13 protein-coding genes are annotated in these 15,187 nt (G+C 71.1%); 11 read left to right on the top strand and 2 right to left on the bottom strand.

The window, feature by feature from the left end:
* Positions 1-8: 8 nt before the first annotated feature.
* The 9 genes from V5F48_RS12915 (at position 9) to V5F48_RS12955 (ending at position 10,266) form a co-directional block, all read left to right on the top strand.
* A complete protein-coding gene (locus V5F48_RS12915) occupies positions 9-947 on the top strand; it encodes a hypothetical protein (protein ID WP_394259052.1) in 939 nt (312 codons plus the stop codon).
* A gap of 67 nt (positions 948-1,014) precedes the next feature.
* Complete coding sequence (locus V5F48_RS12920) at positions 1,015-2,394, top strand: sensor histidine kinase (RefSeq protein WP_394259053.1); 1,380 nt, start codon at positions 1,015-1,017, stop codon at positions 2,392-2,394.
* Positions 2,391-3,410, top strand: a complete 1,020-nt coding sequence (locus V5F48_RS12925; RefSeq protein ID WP_394259054.1) for an NADH-quinone oxidoreductase subunit B family protein — start codon at positions 2,391-2,393, stop codon at positions 3,408-3,410. The genes V5F48_RS12920 and V5F48_RS12925 overlap by 4 nt, the downstream gene beginning before the upstream one ends.
* Positions 3,407-4,864 carry a nickel-dependent hydrogenase large subunit gene (locus tag V5F48_RS12930; RefSeq protein ID WP_394259055.1) on the top strand — a complete coding sequence of 486 codons (1,458 nt, stop codon included), beginning with the start codon at positions 3,407-3,409 and terminating at the stop codon, positions 4,862-4,864. Before V5F48_RS12925 ends, V5F48_RS12930 begins: the two co-directional genes overlap by 4 nt.
* Before the next feature lie 5 nt (positions 4,865-4,869).
* The gene (gene hypF / locus V5F48_RS12935; RefSeq protein WP_394259056.1) at positions 4,870-7,176 is read left to right on the top strand and encodes a carbamoyltransferase HypF; all 2,307 of its coding nucleotides are present in this window, start codon (positions 4,870-4,872) and stop codon (positions 7,174-7,176) included.
* Positions 7,177-7,279: 103 nt separating this feature from the next.
* Positions 7,280-8,242 carry a 16S rRNA (cytidine(1402)-2'-O)-methyltransferase gene (gene rsmI, locus V5F48_RS12940; protein ID WP_394259057.1) on the top strand — a complete coding sequence of 321 codons (963 nt, stop codon included), beginning with the start codon at positions 7,280-7,282 and terminating at the stop codon, positions 8,240-8,242.
* A complete protein-coding gene (locus tag V5F48_RS12945; protein WP_394259058.1) occupies positions 8,235-8,624 on the top strand; it encodes a YraN family protein in 390 nt (129 codons plus the stop codon). The genes rsmI and V5F48_RS12945 overlap by 8 nt, the downstream gene beginning before the upstream one ends.
* A gap of 70 nt (positions 8,625-8,694) precedes the next feature.
* Positions 8,695-9,642, top strand: a complete 948-nt coding sequence (gene gshB, locus V5F48_RS12950; RefSeq protein WP_394259059.1) for a glutathione synthase — start codon at positions 8,695-8,697, stop codon at positions 9,640-9,642.
* A 312-nt stretch (positions 9,643-9,954) separates the two neighbouring features.
* The gene (locus tag V5F48_RS12955) at positions 9,955-10,266 is read left to right on the top strand and encodes a polyhydroxyalkanoic acid system family protein (RefSeq protein ID WP_394259060.1); all 312 of its coding nucleotides are present in this window, start codon (positions 9,955-9,957) and stop codon (positions 10,264-10,266) included.
* Positions 10,267-10,366: 100 nt separating this feature from the next.
* On the opposite strand, the gene V5F48_RS12960 is transcribed toward V5F48_RS12955, so the two are convergent.
* Positions 10,367-11,128, bottom strand: coding sequence for a class I SAM-dependent methyltransferase (locus V5F48_RS12960; RefSeq protein ID WP_394259061.1), 762 nt, complete (start codon positions 11,126-11,128; stop codon positions 10,367-10,369).
* A gap of 164 nt (positions 11,129-11,292) precedes the next feature.
* Here V5F48_RS12960 and V5F48_RS12965 point away from each other — a divergent pair, with 164 nt between their 5' ends.
* Positions 11,293-12,825: a YifB family Mg chelatase-like AAA ATPase gene (locus tag V5F48_RS12965; RefSeq protein WP_394259062.1), complete on the top strand. Its 1,533-nt coding sequence runs from the start codon at positions 11,293-11,295 to the stop codon at positions 12,823-12,825.
* Between the two features lie 68 nt (positions 12,826-12,893).
* On the opposite strand, the gene V5F48_RS12970 is transcribed toward V5F48_RS12965, so the two are convergent.
* Complete coding sequence (locus V5F48_RS12970; RefSeq protein ID WP_394259063.1) at positions 12,894-13,508, bottom strand: hypothetical protein; 615 nt, start codon at positions 13,506-13,508, stop codon at positions 12,894-12,896.
* A gap of 518 nt (positions 13,509-14,026) precedes the next feature.
* Here V5F48_RS12970 and olsB point away from each other — a divergent pair.
* Positions 14,027-15,187 (top strand): l-ornithine N(alpha)-acyltransferase, encoded by a 1,161-nt coding sequence (gene olsB / locus V5F48_RS12975; protein ID WP_394259064.1) that lies wholly within the window; start codon positions 14,027-14,029, stop codon positions 15,185-15,187.

Here is a 15,187-nt window from a genome sequence, read left to right on the forward strand (position 1 = left end):
AGCCCTCCATGCGCCTGCTCTTGTCCGCCGCCTTCCTCGCAGTCTCGATCCTCGCGGCGTCCCTGTCCGCGGCCTTCGCCGCCGATCCGACCTTCCCCCGCGGCTCGGCCATCGGCCTCGTCCCGCCGCCCGGCATGGTGGAGGGACAGGCCTTCTCCGGCTTCGAGGACCGCGCCCACAGCGCCTCGCTGCTCATCGTGGACATGCCGCCGGACGCCTTCGAGCAGATCGACGCCGGCTTCACCGACGTGGCGCTGGGCGCCAAGGGCATCACCCTGGACAAGCGCGAGGCCTTCCCCCTCAAGGACGCGAAGGCCGTGCTGTTCACCGGCACCCAGACGGCGGGTCCCGTCGCCCTGCGCAAATGGGTGCTGCTGGTGGGCACGAACCAGCTCACCGCCCTGATCACCCTGCAGGTGCCCGAGAGCGAGGCCGCCACCTATCCCGATGCCGTCGTGCGTGCCGCCTTCGCCACCCTCGCGATCCGCTCGGTGCAGGACCAGGTGGCCGCCCTGCCCTTCGTCGCGACCAACCTCGCCGGCTTCCGCCCGGTGCGGGCGCTGGCCGGCACCACGCTCATGCTCACCGATGGACCGAAGGACGTGCAGGAGGGCGTGGACCAGCCCCTGTTCGTGGTGACGGTGGGCGGCGGCGCGCCGCGCGAGGATGAACGCCGCCAGTTCGCGCTTCGCCTCCTGTCGAGCCTGCCCGGCGTGAAGGAGCTGAAGCTAGAGCGCGCCGAGCCGCAGCGCATTTCCGGCCAGACCGGCTTCGAGGTGATGGCCACCGGCGTCGACGTGAAGACCGGCACCCCGGTGAAGCTGGTGCAATGGATCCGCTTCGGACCCTCCGCCTATATCCGCATGGTGGGCGTGACCCGGCTCGACGCCTTCCCCGACACCTACGACCGCCTGCGGGCCCTGCGCGACGGCATCGAGCCCCGCTGAGGGCGGCGTTGCGCTTTTCCCCGGCGCGGGATTAACTCCGGTCTCAACTCCCGCGTCAGGACCGCCGATGCCCATGCCCGAGGGCAAGGACTTTCTCGCCGACAGCCCGCTCGCCCTCGCCAGCGGCGCGCCCGATTTCGGCGCCGTCGACGCGGAGGAGGCGTGGATCGCCGTCATCCGCAAGATGGACGAGACCTATGCGGAGCTGGTCCGCCAGCAGGTGGAGCTGGAGGAGAAGAACACCGCGCTGGAGGAAGCCCAGGGCTTCATCGCCGGCCTGCTCGGCTCCATGACCGACGTGCTCATCGCCTGCGATCTCGCCGGGCGGGTGGAACAGGTGAACCTCGCCGCCGAGCGCGTCTTCGGCCAGTTGGCCGACGCCCTCACCGGCCGCCCCCTCGCCGCGCTGCTCGACCCCGCCTCCCCCACCTCCGCGAGCGATGTGCTCGCCACCGCGGCGCGGCGCCAGCGCATCGCCGACCGGGAATTCACCCTCGCCACGCCGGAAGGACCGCAGGCGGTCTCGGTGAATGGCGCCCTGCGCTTCGACCCGCGCGGCCGCCCGGTGGGCGTGGTGCTGGTGGGCCGGCCCATCGGCGAGCTGCGCGCCGCCTATCACGCCCTCGCCAATGCCCATGAGCACTTGAAGCGCACCCAGCAGCAGCTGGTGCACGCCGAGAAGATGGCCTCCCTCGGCCGCCTCGTGGCCGGCGTCGCCCACGAGCTGAACAATCCCATCTCCTTCGTCTATGGCAACGCCCACGCACTGAAGCGCTACGCCGAACGGCTCATCGCCTATCTCGACGCGGTGCATGGAGGCGCGGATGCCGCCGCCCTCGCCCGCACCCGCGGGGAACTGCGCATCGATCGGGCGCTCGCCGACATTCCCGCCACCCTCGCCGGCATGCTGGAAGGCGCCGAGCGGGTGCGCGACATCGTGGCGGACCTGCGCCGCTTTTCCTCCGACAAGCGCGAGGCGCGCGAGGTGTTCGACCTCGGCAGCGTGGTCCGCTCGGCGGTGGACTGGGTGGCGAAATCGCAGATGCCGGACCTCGCCATCCGGGTGGCGATCCCGGCGGGGCTGGAGGCGGTGGGCCATCCCGGCCACATCCACCAGGTGCTGATGAACCTCGTCCAGAACGCGGTGGACGCGCTGGAAGGCCGGCCCGACCCGCGCCTCGATATCACCGGCGAGCGCCTGCGCGGCCCGGACGGCGAGCGGGTGGCGGTGCGGGTGCGCGACAGCGGGCCCGGAATCCCCGAGGACATCCTTGGCCGCGTCTTCGATCCTTTCTTCACCACCAAGGCCGTGGGCAAGGGCACGGGGCTCGGCCTTTCCATCTGCTACCGCATCGCCGAGGAGCATGACGGACGGCTGGAAGCCGCCAACCATCCCGAGGGCGGCGCCGTCATCTCCCTCATCCTGCCGGCAGGAGGGCGGGCATGAGCACCGACCGTCGCGCGCCCTTCACCGTGCTGTGGCTGCAATCGGGCGGCTGCGGCGGCTGCACCATGTCGCTGCTGTGCGCCGAGGCGCCGGACCTTGCCGCGACGCTCGCCAGCGCGAATATCCGCTTCCTGTGGCACCCGACCCTGTCGGAAGAGACCGGGGACGAGGCCATCGCCCTGTTCGAGGCGGTGCTCGCGGGTGAGATCCCCCTTGATGCCCTGTGCATCGAAGGCGCGCTGCTGCGCGGGCCGAACGGCACCGGGCGCTTCCACACCCTCGCCGGCACCGACACCGCCACCATCGAATGGGCGCGGCGGCTCGCTGCCGTCGCCGAACATGTGGTGGCGGTGGGCACCTGCGCCGCTTATGGCGGTGTCACGGCGGCCGGCGTCAATCCGGCCGACGCCTGCGGCCTGCAATATGACGGGCGCCGCCCCGGCGGGGCGCTAGGCGCCGCCTTCCGCTCCCGCTCCGGCCTGCCGGTGATCAATGTCGCCGGCTGCCCCACCCATCCCAACTGGGTGACCGAGACGCTGATGCTGCTCGCCTCCGGCCTCATGCGCGCCGAGGACCTCGACAGCTACGGCCGTCCGCGCTTCTACGCCGACCACCTCGTGCACCACGGCTGCCCGCGCAACGAATATTACGAATACAAGGCCAGCGCCGAGAAGATGAGCGACCTCGGCTGCATGATGGAGCACCTGGGCTGCCTCGGCACCCAGGCCCATGCCGACTGCAACACGCGGCTGTGGAACGGCGAGGGCTCCTGCACCCGGGGCGGCCATGCCTGCATCAATTGCACGGCCCCCGAGTTCGAGGAGCCGGGCCACGCCTTCCTCGACACGCCCAAGATCGGCGGCATACCGGTGGGCCTGCCCACGGACATGCCGAAAGCCTGGTTCATCGCCCTGTCGTCCCTCGCCAAGGCCGCCACCCCCGAACGGCTGAGGCGCAACGCCACCGCCGACCACGTGCTCACCCCGCCCGCGGTGCGGGACATCCGCAAGCGATGAGCGCGCAGACGAAACGGCTCGTGGTCGGGCCGTTCAACCGGGTGGAAGGCGACCTCGAAGTGCGGCTCGACGTGGCCGACGGGGAAGTGCGGCAGGCCTTCGTCAATTCGCCCCTGTTCCGCGGTTTCGAGCGCATCCTGGAGGGGCGCGATCCGCGCGACGCCCTCGTCATCGCGCCGCGCATCTGCGGCATCTGCTCGGTGTCGCAATCCCATGCGGCGGCGCTGGCGCTGGCGGGCCTGCAGGGCATCGCGCCCACGGACAATGGCCGCGTCGCCACCAACCTCATCCTCGCCACCGAGAATGTGGCGGACCACCTCACCCATTTCCACGTCTTCTTCATGCCGGACTTCGCCCGGGCCATCTACGAGGACCGCCCGTGGTTCGCCACCGCCGCCCGTCGCTTCAAGGCGGCGCAGGGGGAGAGCGTGCGCAGGGCGCTGGCCACGCGGGCGACGCTGCTGCACGTGATGGGTCTTTTGGCCGGCCGCTGGCCGCACACGCTGGCGATCCAGCCGGGCGGGGTCGCCAAGGGGGCCGACGCGCGGGACCAGATGCGCCTCATCGCCACTCTCGGCGCCGTGCGCGCGGACCTGGAGGACCGGCTCTACGGTGCCCCGCTGGAGCGGGTGGCCGAAATCGCCGACGGGGCGGAGCTGGAGGCGTGGCGAAAGGCGGGGCCGGACGGCGACTTCCGCCTCTTCCTCGAAATCGCCGCCGATCTCGACCTCGCCCGCCTCGGCCGCGCCCACGACCGCTTCCTGTCCTACGGCGCCTATGCGCTGGAGGAGGGCCGGCTCTACGCCGGCGGCACCTTTGCCGGCGGGCGGGCCGCTGGCCTCGACCCGGCAGCCATCACCGAGGACCACAGCTTCGCCCGCATGGAAGGCCGCGAGGCGCCGCACGCCCCGTTCGAGGGGTCGACCTTCCCCGACGGGGCGGACGAGACCGGCTATACGTGGTGCAAGGCCCCGCGCCTGTCCGGCCTGCCGTTCGAGACCGGGGCCTTCGCCCGGCAGGTGGTGGCCGGCCATCCCCTCGCCCGCGACCTTGCGGCCCGGGAGGGGGCGAACGTGCGCGCCCGCGTGGTCGGCCGGCTGGTGGAGACGGCGCGCACCCTCATCGCCATGGAAGGCTGGGTGCGGGCGCTTCATCCCGGCGCGCCGTGGTGCGCGCAGGGGGCGATGCCGCAGGCCGGGCGCGCCTTCGGCCTCACGGAGGCGGCGCGCGGGGCGCTCGGCCACTGGATGGTGGTGGAAAAGGGGCGCATCGCCCGCTACCAGATCATCGCCCCCACCACCTGGAACTTCTCCCCCCGCGACGCCGGCGGCCAGCCGGGACCGCTGGAGACGGCGCTGGTGGGCGCCCCCATCCGGCAGGGCGAGACCACGCCGGTGAGCGTGCAGCACATCGTGCGCTCCTTCGACCCCTGCATGGTCTGCACGGTGCATTGAGCCCCATGAGCACCGATGTCGCGGGCGAGGAGATCGAGGTTTCCGGCATCGTCCAGGGGGTCGGCTTCCGCCCCTTCGTCTATCGCCTTGCCCGCCGGCTGGACCTGAGCGGAGACGTGCGCAACGCCGGCGACCGCGTGGTCATCCGCATCGCCGGTCCCGCCGCCGCCCGCGACGCCTTCGCGGCGGCGCTGGTGGATGAGGCGCCGGTATTGGCGCGGGTGGAACAGGTGACACGGCGCCCGGCGCCGGTGCCCGAGGGCGCCTTCCGCATCATGGAGAGCGGGGCGGGTACCGTCTCGGTGGGCGTGGTGCCCGATGTGGCCACCTGCCCCGCCTGCCGCGCCGAGATTGCCGACCCCAAAGCGCGACGCTTCCGCTACGCCTTCACCAATTGCACCGATTGCGGCCCGCGCTTTTCCATCGTCACCGGCCTGCCCTATGACCGCCCGGCCACCACCATGGTTGGCTTTGCCCTGTGTCCCGCCTGCCGCGCGGAATACGAGGACCCCGCCAACCGCCGCTTCCACGCCCAGCCCATCGCCTGCCCGGATTGCGGCCCCCGCCTGTGGCTGGAGGGCGATGACGCCGCGAGCGCCGACCCCATCGACCGCGCCGCCGCCCTGCTGAAGACCGGGCATATCCTTGCGGTGAAGGGCATCGGCGGCTTCCACATCGCCTGCGACGCCACGAACGCGGATGCCGTCGCCCTGCTGCGCGCCCGCAAGCAGCGCCCCACCAAGCCGCTGGCCGTGATGGCGGACCTCGCCACTGCCCACGCCCTCTGCGTCATCACACCGGAGGAGGAGGCCGCCCTCGCCCACCCCTCCGCGCCCATCCTGCTGCTGCCGCTGAAGCCCGGCGCGGCGCTGGCGCCCGGCATCGCCCCCGGCCAGCGCCATCTCGGCGTGATGGCGCCCTATACGCCGCTGCACCACCTGCTGGTGGCCACCATCGGCCGGCCGCTGGTGATGACCTCCGGCAACCGCTCCAGCGAACCGCAGATCTTCCGCGACGAGGAGGCGTGCGACCGCCTCGCCGGCATCGTCGACGCGTTCCTGATGCACGACCGGCCCATCGCCCGCCGCCTCGACGACAGCGTGGCGCGCCATGTGGCGGGCCGGCTGCGGGTGATGCGGCGCGGGCGCGGGTTCGCCCCCATGCCGCTGACCCTGCCGGCCGATTTCGCCGACGCCCCGCCCGTGCTCGCCCTTGGGGGCGAGTTGAAGAGCGCGCTTTGCCTCACCCACGGCGGGAAAGCACTGCTCTCCCACCACATCGGGGACCTCGACGAGCCGGCCACCGGCGACGCCTTCGAGAGCGCGCTCGCCGACTACACCGCGCTCTTCGCCCACCGGCCGGCGGTGATTGCGGTGGACCTGCACCCGGACTACCGCGCCACCCGCCTTGGCGAGGACCTGGCCGCAGCTGGCGGCCTGCCGCTGGAGCGGGTGCAGCACCACCACGCCCACATGGCCGCCGCCATGGCGGAAGCCGGCTGGCGGCGGGCGGACGGGCCGGTGGTCGGCATCGCGTTGGACGGCCTCGGGCTGGGCGACGACGGCACGGTCTGGGGCGCCGAAATCCTCGTCTGCGATTACTGCACCAGCCGCCGCGTGGCCCGGCTCTCGCCCATCCCGCTGGCCGGCGGGGATGCGGCGAGCCGGGAGCCGTGGCGGGTGCTGCTGGCCCATCTCGACCGTGCGCTGGGACGCGCGGCGGTGGATGGCGACCCGCGTCTCGCGGCGTTGTTCGCCGGCAAGCCGCTCCTGACCCTGCGCGCCATGATGGACAAGGGGCTGAACGCGCCTCAGGCCTCTTCCGCCGGCCGGCTGTTCGATGCGGTGGCGGCCCTGCTGGGCCTCGCGCCCGACCGCCTCAGCCACGAGGGCGAGGCCGCCATGGCACTGGAGGCGCTGGCACTGGAGGCTGCCATGGAAAACGAGGCGCCGCCCTACCCCTTCGCCCTGCATGCCGACGCCATCCCGATCGAGATCGACCCAGCCCATCTGTTCACGGCGCTGATGGCCGATCTCCACGCCGCGCGGCCCCGCGCCGCCATGGCCGCCGCCTTCCATGCCGGACTTGCCGAAGCCTTCGTCGGCGCAGCGGCGCAGGTGGCGGCGGCGGAAGGCCTCACGGCCGTCGCCCTGTCCGGAGGGGTGTTCCAGAATGCCCGGCTGCTGGAAGAGACCGTGCGGCGGCTCGAAGCCCGCGGCCTCACCCCGCTGGTGCCCGCCGAAGTGCCGGCCAATGACGGCGGCCTCGCCTTGGGGCAAGCGGTGGTGGCCGCCGCCCGCCGGATGGGGTGACGCCGGGCGTGTTTCACCGCAGCCGCGCGCGGCGTCTTCAGTCGGATACGGCGCAGGCCCGAGCCCCGTTTTCGTCCCGCGCGCGGACGGCTATGGTGGCGCCATGACCAGCCCGCACCGATCGCCCGCCCCCGCCCGCCCGGAGCCCTCCGCCGCCGGGGCGGACGCGAACACCTTCCTCATCGCCGGCACGCGCGTCGTGGCCCCCACGCTTGCGCCCGGCCTGCACGTGGTGGCGACGCCCATCGGCAACCTCGGCGACGTGACCGTGCGCGCCCTGGAGACGCTGGCGGGTGCGGACGTGATCGCCTGCGAGGACACCCGCATGTCCCGCCGGCTCACGGAACGCTACGGCATCACCACCCCCCTCGTGCCCTATCACGACCACAACGGCGCCAGCGCCCGGCCCAAGCTGCTGGCGCGGCTCGCCGCCGGCCACCGCATCGCCCTCATCTCGGACGCGGGCACGCCGCTGGTCTCGGATCCCGGCTTCAAGCTGGTGGTGGAGGCAGCGGAGGCCGGCCACACGGTGCATCCCGTGCCCGGCGCCTCGGCCCTGCTCGCCGCCCTGGTGGCCGCCGGCCTGCCCACGGACTGCTTCCTGTTCGACGGCTTCCTGCCCCCCAAATCGGGCCAGCGCCGCAACCGCCTCGCGACGCTCGCCAGCGTGCCGGCCACGCTGGTGTTCTACGAGACCGGCCCGCGCCTGGCCGAGAGCCTCGCCGACCTCGCCGACCGCCTCGGCCCGCGCAAGGCGGCGGTCTGCCGCGAACTCACCAAGACCTATGAGGAGGTGCGGCGCGGCGACCTTTCCACCCTCGCCGCCCATTACGGGCAGGCGGAAGCGCCCCGGGGCGAGATCGTGCTGGTGGTGGGGCCGCCTTTGGAAGAGGCCGCCGGTGACGCCGCCGTGGACGAGGCCCTCGCCCGCGCCCTCAAGGAGGCGTCCCTGAAGGATGCGGTGGCCGCCGTGGCCGCCATGACCGGGCGGCCCAAGCGTGAGGTCTATGCCCGCGCCCTTGCCCTGTCCGAAGGCCGGGCCGGGGACACCGCAGCCGATGACTGACGCCGCCGTCCCCGCCGCGACGCGCCGCCGCCGCGACGCCCACGCGCGGGGCCTCGCGGCGGAAGAGCGTGCCGCCACACTGCTCGGCGCCCATGGCTTCGAGATCGTGGCCCGGCGGGTCCGCACCAAGGCCGGCGAGATCGACCTGGTCGCGCGCCAGGGCGACCTCCTCGTCTTCTGCGAGGTGAAGCTGCGGGCCGCCCTCTCCGACGCGGCCTTCTCGCTGCTGCCGCGCCAGCGGCGGCGCATCGCCGCGGCGGCCGAGGCCTTTCTCGCCGACCATCCGGAGCTATCCAGCCTCAACATGCGTTTCGACGCCGTGCTGCTGGCCCGCTCGGGGGCATCCGAGCACCTGCCCGGGGCATTCGAGGCGGAGTTCTGAGGAGAGGTGGCGAGGGACGCCTCACAGCTATAGATAAAGCGAAGCCCCAGCCGGGCGCCGGGAGATTGCCATGGCCCTCAAGGTCGCGGTCCAGATGGACCATATTGCCAACATCAACATTGCGGGCGACTCCACCTTCGCCCTGCTGCTCGAGGCCCAGGCGCGCGGCCACGCCCTGTTCCACTACACCCCCGACCGCATGGCCATGCGCGACGGCGCCGTCTTTGCCACCATCGAGCCGCTTGAGGTGAAGGACGAGGCCGGCGCCCACTTCGCCCTCGGCGAGAAGCGGCGCGTGCCGCTCGACGCGATGGACGTGGTGCTGATGCGCCAGGACCCGCCCTTCGACATGGCCTATGTGACCGCCACGCACCTTCTCGAGCGCATCCATCCCAAGACGCTGGTGGTGAACGACCCGGCCCATGTGCGCAACGCACCGGAGAAGATCTTCGTCACCGAATTTCCCGAACTGATGCCGCCGACGCTGATTTCCCGCGACCTCGACGAGATCAAGGCGTTCCGGGCCGAGTTCGGCGACGTGGTGATGAAGCCGCTCTACGGCAACGGCGGGGCGGCCGTGTTCCGCCTGACCGCCGACGACCTCAATTTCGGCTCGCTCTACGATCTGTTCGCCACCACCTTCCGCGAACCGTGGGTCATCCAGCAGTTTCTGCCCGCCGTGAAGCATGGCGACAAGCGCATCATCCTGGTGGACGGCGAGGCCGCGGGGGCGGTCAACCGGGTGCCGAGCGAGGGCGACCTTCGCTCCAACATGGTGCGCGGGGGCGCGGCCCGGCCCACCGACCTCACGGACCGGGAACTGGAAATCTGCGCCCGCATTGGTCCTTCACTGAAAGCGATGGGGCTCATCTTCGTGGGCATCGACGTGATCGACGGCAATCTCACCGAGATCAACGTCACCTCCCCCACGGGCCTGCGCGCCATCAAGCGTCTGGGCGGACCGGACATCGCCGCCCAGATCTGGGACAAGATCGAGAAAAAGCGCGCTCCTGTCTGAAAGGCCTTTACGTCGGAATTCGTCCGGCAGAAGGCTCAGTCGGCGCCCGGGGCCTGGCATGCCCCGTCACCGGGACTCTCCCGGCGTCGGGGTAGGCTGACAGCCGATGAGGGCGACCGATCGGCCGCTGGCACAGCGGCCGATTCCAGGTAAAGCCGGAACCGGCCTTAAGATCCGGGACTCGGGAACACCCCCGCTCAGGAGCAGCACCCTCCCGGTACCGGCCAAGGACCGACGGCATCGTCGACGAAACCACAAAGCACCCGGCCGGGGACTGTCGCTCCGGCCGCCGCCACCGGGGGAGACAGGCGCATGGGCCAGCCGTTCACCGCTTCCATTCCGCACCGCCTCGGCAAGGCGGAGGCCACACGGCGCCTTCAGGTGGGACTCACCACCGTGCGCTCGCGCTTCGGCCGCCACATCACCATCCTCCAGGAGGTCTGGACCGGCGAGCACCTGGACTTCCAGATCGCCGCCCTCGGCCAGACTGCGAGCGGCACCCTCGACGTGACGGAGGACGCCGTCCAATTGTCCGTCGAACTGCCCTTCCTCCTCGACCTCCTGGCCCGCAAGGCACAGGACCTCATCAAGAAGCAGGGCCGGCTGATGCTGGAGAAAAAATAGGCCGGCGCCCGAACGGCCGACCCATCACCCCGCGCCCCTCCCCGCAAAGAAACCGGGCAAGCACCCAGGACCCTGCCGGACGAGAGCGCCGGCACCGCTCTCAGGCCGGCTCCAATTCCAGCGTCAGCGTGTCGAGGGTGAAGGAGCCGTCCGCCTCGATCTCGAAATGCTCGACCACATCCCGGCTCGCACCGGCGATCAATGACCTTATGGCCGCCACATGCAGTTCGGGCGTGCGGATCCGTTCCACCCAGGCGTTGAACGCGAGCCGCAGGCGTCGCCGCGCGGACCGCATGACCCGAAAGCCCGCCCCCTCCGCATGCTCAACCCATTCCGCCTCCCGGTAGTCGCGTCCGTGGGAGGGGTCGCGCAGCACCTCGATGGTTTGCAGGAAGCTGTCCGCCACCGGCCAGTCGGGGGCGATCACATCCATCACCATGGCACGCCCGCCCGTTCTCAAAACGCGCCGCGCCTCGCCCATCGCCGCCGGCACATCCCGCCAGTGGTGGGCACTGAAGCGGGTGGCGACGAAATCGAAGCTGGCGTCGGCAAAGGGCAGGCGCTCGGCCACGCCCTGCCGCGTGGCGATGTTGGCGAAGCCGCGCTGCCCCGCCTCCGCGGCGACGGCGCCCAGCATGTCGTCTGACAGATCGTAGGCCACCACTTCACGCACGAACGGAGCCGCGGCGAAACTCACATGCCCACCGCCGCATCCCAGATCCAGCAACCGCTCGGGCCGCAATTCCGCCGCCAGCGCCGACAGGGCTTCCAGGTCCGCCCCGCGGGCATGGACGGCGCTCGCCACATAGGCGGCCGCCTGAGGCCCGAACATGTCGGCCACATGGGCCTCATGACTGCGCATCCCGCCCGCTGAAGCGTCCGCCATCCCCCGCCCCCATTCATCGAAGCCACGCCAGGATAGCGTCGGGTGCGACCGTAGCAAGCGAAATTGTTCCGCTTTCGTTCTTGTCGGTGCGGCGATCCTCCGCTACCGTGAGATGCAGGTAGTCGAGCGGGGTGGGGCCGGTGATCCAGCGGGTTGCGACAGTCGCATTCGAGGGGGTGGACGCGCGCCCCGTGGACGTCCAGGTGCACGTCGCGGCGGGCCTACCGGCCTTCACCATCGTCGGTCTGCCGGACAAGGCCGTGTCGGAGGCGCGCGAGCGCGTGCGTGCTGCGCTCATCGCCTCGGGCCTTGCGCTGCCGGCGCGGCGCATCACCGTCAATCTCGCGCCCGCGGACCTGCCCAAAGAAGGCTCCCATTACGACCTGCCCATCGCGCTCGGGCTCATGGCGGCGATCGGCGCCATTCCCTCCGATGCCCTCGGCGGCTTCACCGTGGTGGGCGAACTCGCGCTCGACGGAGCCATCGCCGCGGTGGCCGGCGTGTTGCCGGCGGCCATCGGCGCCAACGCGCGCGGCCACGGGCTTATCTGCCCTGCCGCGTGCGGCGCGGAAGCCGCGTGGGCCAGCCCCGACATGGAGATCCTGGCGCCGCAATCCCTCATCCAGCTCGCCAACCACATGACCGGCCGGCAGGTGATGGGCCGGCCCGAACCCAGGATGAAGGCGCCGGGGGAAGCCATGCTCGACCTGAAGGACGTGAAAGGGCAGGAGACGGCCAAGCGCGCCCTCGAGGTTGCCGCAGCAGGTGGGCACAACCTCATCTTCATCGGCCCTCCGGGCTCTGGAAAATCCATGCTCGCCCAAAGGCTTCCCTCCATCCTGCCGTCGCTGTCGCCGGCCGAGATGCTTGATGTGTCCATGATCGCGTCGGTGGCCGGCTCCATCGAAGACGGCGCGCTGATGGACCGCCGTCCGTTCCGCGCACCACACCATTCCGCCAGCATGGCCGCCATGGTGGGCGGCGGCGCGAAGGCGAAGCCTGGTGAAGTCTCCCTCGCGCACAATGGCGTGCTGTTCCTGGACGAGTTGCCGGAATTCTCGCCACAGGTCCTCGATTCCCTGCGTCAGCCCCTGGAAACGGGGGAAGTGCTGATCGCGCGGGCGAATCACCGCGTCACCTATCCCTCCCGCTTCCAGCTGATCGCGGCCATGAATCCGTGCCGGTGCGGGCGCGCCGGCGAACCGGGCTTCACCTGCAAGCGCGGCGCCCGCTGCGCGGACGAGTATCAGGCCCGGCTGTCCGGCCCCTTCCTCGACCGCATCGACATTCATCTGGAAGTGCCATCAGTCTCCGCATCCGACCTCGTTCTGCCCGCCCCCGCGGAGGGGTCGCGGGAAGTGGCGGCGCGGGTCGCCATGGCGCGGGACATCCAGATGGAACGCTACGCCGCCCTCGGGCGGCGGGACGTGCGCACCAATGCGGAAGCCACAGGCCCCCTGCTGGATCAGGTGGCGAGGCCGGACGCGGGCGGGGCAGCCCTTCTGCGTGACGCTGCGGACGCCATGCGCCTCAGCGCCCGCGGCTATCACCGGGTTCTGAAAGTGGCGCGCACCCTCGCCGATCTCGAAGGCGCCGACGGCATCGGCCGTCGGCACCTCGCGGAGGCGCTCGCCTATCGCGCCGCCGCTGAACGTCCGAGGGCCGCCGCATGAACCGCCGCACGACCGGCATCCGGCCGCGCGGCGGCGTGGTGCGCCGCCGCTTCAGGGCGCGTGCCGCGTCAGCGGATAGCGTTGATGGCGAGGCCTTCCAGATAGGTGATCTGTGCGAGGTCTCCGGGCTGGACCTGCTGCAGGTCGGCAAGCACCTTGTCGTTGGCTGCGCGGACCGTGCGCACGCCGCCATCCGGCCCTTCGAAGGTGACCGTTCCGGCCCCCGGATTCAGAGCCACGAAGATGGTCGTGAGCGTCACCTCGCGCACGCCGAAGCCTTCGGGCCAGCCGGGCAGCCCCGCGTCCAGAACCACCTCTTTCATCACCTCACCGGGCTTGCCCTGCCGTGCCTTGCCGAGGGCGGTGACCACGCCGGGCGCCGCGCGGATGATCAGCTTTTCGCCGTTGCGAAAGAAGGTCAGGTCGCCCAGCAGCGGCGGCGCGAGCACCGCCCAGCGGCGGCCGGAGGGATCTTCCAGCACCACGCGCCGCGTCACCGGGTCGGCGGAGACGAACCGCGCCTGATAGGTGAGAACGGTGACCTGGCCGGCGCCCTCGACGAACACCGTTTCGACCTCGGCCGGGGCCGGCCGGAGCTGCGCCATGGCTGTGCCGGGCGCGATCTGCGCCAGCCCTGCGGCCACAACCGCAGCCGCGACGTTTCGACGAACAGAAAACATCATGCCCCCCTTGGACTGACAGGCGCGCCTGCGCACCTGCGCCTCTGTCTGGCGCTAGCACCGCGCATGTCGCGCCACAAGGCTGCGGGCGCCCTGGCTTGCCTCAACGCGCCGGCACATGGGCCGCTGGTTTGCTGGTTCGCAACCGCTGGCGGGCCGTCCAAACTGGCTCTCTTGTCGCGCGATTTGAGCACATCGAGGCCGCATGGCCGGTCAGCCACCCTCGAAATTCGGGATGGAGCCCGCACCCGAGTCTTCGGAGAGGACATCTTGTTCGCAGCGCCGTCGCCGCTTGAGTCCCCGGACGGGAGGTGCTGCTCCATTGTCACATGGGCGTCGGAAAACTATGGTGTTGGTGAGGTTCATATCCTGGCAACCGGGGATAGCGGTTCCGGGATATGGGGAGGAGACGCTCCGCGTGACGGTACATGCCCGTCCGGGCCGGTGGCTCGGGGGCGGGCGCGGATGTTCGGGAATGGCGCGCGCGCCGCAGGCGGCGGCCCGGGGAGGGGGTCGTTGCAATGAAACGCACAGGACAGACCGATCCAAGCTTCAGCCTGCCCGCCCTGTTCGGGCGCGGCATTGACGTGGCCCGTGATCTCGCGCGCGATTTTGCGCGTGATCTCTCCCGGGACCTGTCCTGGGACGCGGCGCGAGACGACGCACGGTCCGGCTTCGGACAGGCCGGCGCCGGCCTTGGCACCATCGGCCCCATAAGGGGCGCGAGCGCGTTCCAATCCGGGTTCGAAAAGTCCATTGGGCCGGCGGTGCCCGGCAAGCCCCCCATGGCCGTGCCGCAGAAGCTGGTCACCGATTTTCGCGCCTATTCGGGCATCCGCTACAAGGATGCGCTGCCGCCGGCTCCGGAAGGGCTTGTCCTCGGGCGCCTCGGCGCGCTGGAGGTGCGGCTTGCCCGCACCGCGCGCGACGTGCGCCGCGCCCAGCGCCTGCGCTACAAGGTATTCTATGAAGAGATGTCGGCGGTTCCCGATGGCGCCGCCCGCCTGGCCCGCCGTGACATGGACAGCTTCGACGCCATCTGCGAGCACCTGCTCGTGCTCGACCACGACGCCGGCAAGATGGTGCTCGGCCGGCGCAAGCCCAAGGTGGTCGGCACCTACCGCCTGCTCCGGCAGGAAGTGGCCCAGCGCCACGGCGGCTTCTACACCCAGGGCGAATTCGACGTGAACGGCATCATCGCCGCCCATCCGAACCTCCGGTTCCTCGAACTCGGCCGCTCCTGCGTGTTGAAGCCATACCGCAACAAGCGCACCGTGGAACTGCTCTGGCATGGCGTGTGGACCTACATCCTGCGCAACAAGATCGACGCCATGTTCGGCTGCGCGAGCCTTGAGGGCACCGACCCGGCGGCGCTGGCCCTGCCGCTCTCCTTCCTCCATCACAATGCGCTGGCGCCCGAAGAATGGCGCGCGTGCGCCGTCGATGGCCGCCAGGTGAGCATGGATCGCATGCCGAAGGCGGAGATCAACCCCAAGGCCGCGCTTCAGGCCCTGCCCCCGCTCATCAAGGGCTATTTGCGCCTTGGCGGCTTCGTCGGCGACGGCGCCGTGGTGGACCACCAGTTCGGCACCACCGACGTGCTCATCATCCTGCCGGTCTCGGTGATCAGCCCCCGCTACGTGGAGCACTTCGGTCCCACCGCCAATCGCCACGCCATCTGA

This window comes from Xanthobacter autotrophicus ATCC 700552, assembly GCF_043194565.1.
GTDB lineage: Bacteria > Pseudomonadota > Alphaproteobacteria > Rhizobiales > Xanthobacteraceae > Xanthobacter > Xanthobacter autotrophicus_F.